Source organism: Neisseria sp. P0001.S005, assembly GCF_051963715.1.
Map to the genome: position 1 here is coordinate 1 of NZ_JBQCTZ010000238.1, position 4,916 is coordinate 4,916.

Genomic DNA, 4,916 nt, shown 5'->3' on the forward strand with positions numbered 1-4,916 from the left:
CCGCTGTGCCTTTGCCGCCTTCACGAAATGTTGCCTGCCGGGCAGTTTGCGCAATGGATTGCGCCTTTGACCGTGGGTGAAGAAAACGGCGTGTGGGTGGTGTATGGTAAAAACCAATTTGCCTGCAATATGCTTAAAAGCCAGTTTGCCGCCAAAATTGATGCCGTGCGTGCCGAATTGGTGCCTCAGCAGGCTGCTTTCGCGTTTAAGCCGGGCGTAGGTACGCATTATGAAATGGCGGCTCAGACTGTTGCGCCGGTGCAAGTGCAAGAGGTCATTGAAGTTGAAGAGTGTGTAGAGCCTGTTCAAATGCCTTTGCAAACTGCTGCGCCAATGGAAGAAAATAGGCCGTCTGAAACGGTTTCCAAACCTGCAGCTGCCATGACGGCTGCCGAGATTTTGGCGCAACGCATGAAAAACCTGCCGCATGAGCCTCAAGTGCAAACTACTGCTCCGGCTGAATCTAAAGCAGTTGCCAAAGCCAAAACCGACGCGCAACACGATGCGGAAGAAGCACGCTACGAACAGACCAATCTGTCGCGCGACTATACATTTGAAACTTTGGTGGAAGGTAAGGGCAACCGCCTTGCCGCCGCTGCCGCCCAAGCGATTGCTGAAAATCCGGGGCAGGGCTACAACCCGTTTTTCTTATACGGCAGTACCGGTTTGGGTAAAACCCACTTGGTGCAAGCCATCGGCAATGAATTGCTGAAAAACCGTCCTGATGCCAAAGTGCGTTATATGCACTCGGACGACTATATCCGCAGCTTTATGAAGGCTGTACGCAACAACACTTATGATGTGTTCAAGCAACAATACAAACAATATGACCTGCTGATTATCGACGATATTCAGTTCATTAAAGGCAAAGACCGTACGATGGAAGAATTTTTCTATCTGTACAACCATTTCCATAACGAGAAAAAACAGCTCATCCTCACTTGCGACGTGTTACCTGCCAAAATTGAAGGCATGGACGACCGGCTCAAATCGCGCTTTTCATGGGGTTTGACTTTAGAACTCGAGCCACCCGAGCTGGAAATGCGCGTGGCGATTTTGCAGAAAAAGGCAGAAGCGGCAGGCATCAGCATTGAAGACGAAGCCGCATTGTTTGTTGCCAACCTGATTCGTTCCAACGTGCGCGAACTGGAAGGCGCGTTCAACCGTGTCAGTGCCAGCAGCCGTTTTATGAACCGTCCTGTCATCGACATGGATTTGGCGCGCACGGCTTTGCAGGATATTATTGCCGAGAAACACAAAGTCATTACCGCCGACATCATCATCGATGCGACAGCCAAATACTACCGTATTAAAATCAGCGATATATTAGGCAAAAAACGCACGCGCAATATTGCCCGTCCGCGCCAAGTTGCCATGAGCCTGACCAAAGAGCTGACCACGCTCAGCCTGCCTTCTATCGGTGATGCCTTTGGCGGTCGCGATCACACGACCGTGATGCACGGTGTCAAAGCGGTGGCAAAACTGCGCGAAGAAGATCCCGAATTGGCGCAAGACTACGAAAAACTGCTGATTTTGATTCAGAACTGACCCAATGCAATATTCAGACGGCCTGATGTCAATGTGAGGCCGTCTGAATACAAAAAATATTTTAAAATACCCAAATCAACCGATTTCAAATTCAAAGGAATGGAACATGCTGATTTTACAAGCCGATCGCGACAGTCTGCTCAAGCCGTTGCAAGCCGTTACCGGTATTGTCGAACGTCGCCATACTCTGCCGATTTTGTCTAATGTGTTGCTGGAAAGCAAAGACGGACAAACCAAACTTTTGGCAACCGACTTGGAAATCCAAATCAATACCGCCGGCCCTGAAAGTCAGGCAGGCGATTTCCGTATTACGACCAACGCTAAAAAATTCCAAGACATCCTGCGTGCCCTGCCTGACAGTGCGCTGGTGTCACTGGATTGGGCGGACAACCGTTTGACTCTGCGCGCGGGAAAATCCCGTTTTGCCCTGCAAACCTTGCCGGCTGAAGACTTTCCGTTGATGAGCGTCGGCAGCGACGTCAGTGCGACTTTCTCACTGACTCAAGAAACCTTCAAAACCATGCTTTCGCAAGTGCAATACAGCATGGCAGTTCAAGATATCCGCTATTACCTCAACGGTTTGCTGATGCAGGTTGAAGGTAATCAGCTGCGCCTTGTTGCAACCGACGGCCACCGCCTTGCTTATGCGGCCAGTCAAATTGAAGCAGAACTGCCGAAAACGGAAGTGATCCTGCCGCGTAAAACGGTATTGGAACTCTTCAAGCTGTTGAACAATCCGTCCGAGTCCATCACCGTTGAGCTTTTGGACAATCAAGTACGCTTCCAATGCAATGGCACAACCATTGTCAGCAAAGTCATCGACGGCAAGTTCCCTGACTTTAACCGCGTGATTCCTTTGGATAATGACAAGATTTTCCTCGTATCCCGTACCCAGCTTTTGGGTGCACTCGAGCGTGCCGCCATTCTTGCCAATGAAAAATTCCGCGGCGCACGACTGTTCCTGCAGCCTGGTTTGCTGAGTGTCGTATGTAGCAACAACGAGCAGGAAGAAGCGCGCGAAGAGCTGGAAATCGCTTACCAAGGCGGAGAGCTCGAAGTCGGTTTCAACATCGGCTACTTGATGGATGTGTTGCGTAACATCCACTCCGACGATATGCAGCTTGCCTTCGGCGATGCCAACCGTTCAACGCTGTTTACCGTACCGAATAATCCGAACTTCAAATACATCGTAATGCCGATGCGTATTTAATTGTTGTGTGAACAAACAAAAAGAGCGTGTACGGTACATGCTCTTTTTATAGGCTCGAATCAAAAGGCCGTCTGAAAATTGTTTTTCAGACGGCCTTTCTATCAAACCGGGATGATTCGGTTAAATAGGAAAACTGGGATTAACGTGGACGTGGTTCGCAGTTTTTCACCAGGAATGAGCCGTTAGGGGCGTTCACGCCAACTACTTCAGAAGTAGTGTGGGTGTTTTTGTCGATGAAACCGGCAGACATTGCATAGCCGCGGCGGTTGGTGAAAGTAGTGCCAGTGCTGTCAGAACGTTTTTTGTCGACAACCAAAGAGGCTTTTTTGCCACCGGCATTTACGTCAGCAGTAATGGCACGGCCGCTACGGTCAAAGCCGTACATCACGTTCAGTGATTTGCCACCGTCACAACTGTAAGAAACGAAGCCGGCAGGTGCAGCGGCAGCGGAGAAGGAAACAGTAGCCAATGCGGCTGCAGTGATAACAGAAAGTAATTTCATGATCTAAGCTCCATATGAGTGTTGTGTGTTATCTTGCAAAGTGAGAAAGGGTTTCCGTTTGCAGATGAAGCGTATTTTAGGCGTTTTGTCGGTAGTGGCAATTGGGTAAATTGCAAAACAGTGTTTACTTATGGTTACCGGATTGTTTATTAATAGAAAGTTGTTTGTAATTTGGTGTTGCAAAGTGGTTATGCGGGTTGTTGCGGAATATATACATTAATGATTCTTTAAGAAATATAGCGAAAGAATACAAAAAAGGCCGTCTGAATATTCAGACGGCCTTTGATATGAAGCGGTTTAGAAGAAGAAAATTGCAGCCACAGTCACGGCGATGATGCCGTAGATGCTCATCGGGATCACAGTTTTCTTGATGATGGCGCCTTCGGCGTTGTTTACGTTCAACACGCTGCACACGGCGATGATGTTGTTGATGCAGACCATGTTGCCCATTGCGCCGCCGACAGATTGCAGGGCGAGGATGAGGGTAACGGACAGGCCGGTATCAAGCGCGATTTGTTGTTGAATCGGACCAAAGGTCAGGTTGGATACAGTGTTGGAGCCGGAGAAGAATGCACCGATTGCACCCAGGTATGGGGAGAAGTACACCCAGTGTTCGCCAGCCGCATTGGCAAATTCTTTACCGATGATTTTCACCATGGAGTCGTCGCCGCCAACCATCATCAGTTGAACCATAATCAACGCACCCATCAGGGCAAGCAGAGGTTTTTTGGTTTGGTTGAAGGTTGCAGCATAGAAAGACCACGCATCTTTGAATTTGGTTTTGTACAGCAGGATGCAAATCCAAACGGTGAAGACAAACGGAATCCAAGCCGGAACGTAGAGGGTTTGGTAGGAAGCGTTTACGCCTTGGCCGAAGATGTTGCCGAAGGTGATGGTTAGGGAGTCGCTGACGGTGATTTTGGACAAATCAAACGGCAGTTGGAAGCTGAACCATTCTTCTTTGCTGGTCAGCAGGCCTTTGATGCCCAGCTGTTTGATACGGGTGATCACCAGCATGCCGATCAGCATACCCAAAGGAGCCAGTGCTTTGGCAACTTGTGCGAAAGGTACTTTTTCTGCATTCGGGTCTTTGGCGTAATCTTTGCTCAAGCCCCAGCCGCGGTTTGCTGCGAATACGGACACCATCAGGCCGATTGCGCCGGCAACCAGAGATGGGAATTCTTCATTAACCATCGCCAAGGCAACGTAAGGAAGGGTACAGGAGAATACGGCGATACCGATGAAGCCCAAGTTTTTGCGGATTTCAGCCCAAGGTACGATGAAGCTCAAGCCGATCACAGGGATGATGAAACCAGCAAAGAAGTGCATTACGCCGGTTCTCATACCGATTTCCATAATGCTCTTTTGATCCAAGCCCAAAGGCGCGAAGCCGAACCAAGTCGGGGTACCTACTGCACCGAAGGACACGGGTACGGAGTTCATGACCAAAGTGAAGATGGCTACTTTTAATGGGTTGAAGCCCAAGCTCATCAGGATTGGCGCGGCAATGGCGGCAGGTGTGCCGAAACCGGATGCGCCTTCAATCATAAAGGCGAAAGACCAGCCGATAATCATCAACTGGGCAATCGGATTCGGGCTGATGGTAGCCAGCCATTTGCGGATGACGTCGATACAGCCGGTGGTTTCCATCATGCG

The 4,916-nt window shown here is 49.5% G+C and carries 4 protein-coding genes; 2 read left to right on the top strand and 2 right to left on the bottom strand.

What is annotated here, in order from left to right; all coding sequences use genetic code 11:
* Both dnaA and dnaN read left to right on the top strand, forming a co-directional pair.
* Positions 1-1,548, top strand: a 1,548-nt coding sequence (gene dnaA, locus ACTHSP_RS17810; RefSeq protein WP_440346574.1) for a chromosomal replication initiator protein DnaA, incomplete at its 5' end; no start/stop codon positions are given.
* 106 nt (positions 1,549-1,654) lie between these two features.
* Complete coding sequence (gene dnaN / locus ACTHSP_RS17815; protein WP_003684553.1) at positions 1,655-2,758, top strand: DNA polymerase III subunit beta; 1,104 nt, start codon at positions 1,655-1,657, stop codon at positions 2,756-2,758.
* 139 nt (positions 2,759-2,897) lie between these two features.
* Here the strand turns inward: dnaN and ACTHSP_RS17820 are convergent, their stop codons facing one another.
* Together ACTHSP_RS17820 and ACTHSP_RS17825 are read right to left on the bottom strand one after the other, a co-directional pair.
* Positions 2,898-3,260 carry an ACP-like domain-containing protein gene (locus ACTHSP_RS17820; RefSeq protein ID WP_049352014.1) on the bottom strand — a complete coding sequence of 121 codons (363 nt, stop codon included), beginning with the start codon at positions 3,258-3,260 and terminating at the stop codon, positions 2,898-2,900.
* 297 nt (positions 3,261-3,557) lie between these two features.
* The coding region (locus ACTHSP_RS17825) for an L-lactate permease (RefSeq protein ID WP_440346575.1) at positions 3,558-4,916 on the bottom strand (1,359 nt) is incomplete at its 5' end.

Excerpts from the sequence above, each read along its gene's own strand:
- dnaN (WP_003684553.1), top strand. The coding sequence starts at position 1,655 with ATGCTGATTTTACAAGCCGATCGCGACAGTCTGCTCAAGCCGTTGCAA.
- ACTHSP_RS17820 (WP_049352014.1), bottom strand. The coding sequence starts at position 3,260 with ATGAAATTACTTTCTGTTATCACTGCAGCCGCATTGGCTACTGTTTCC.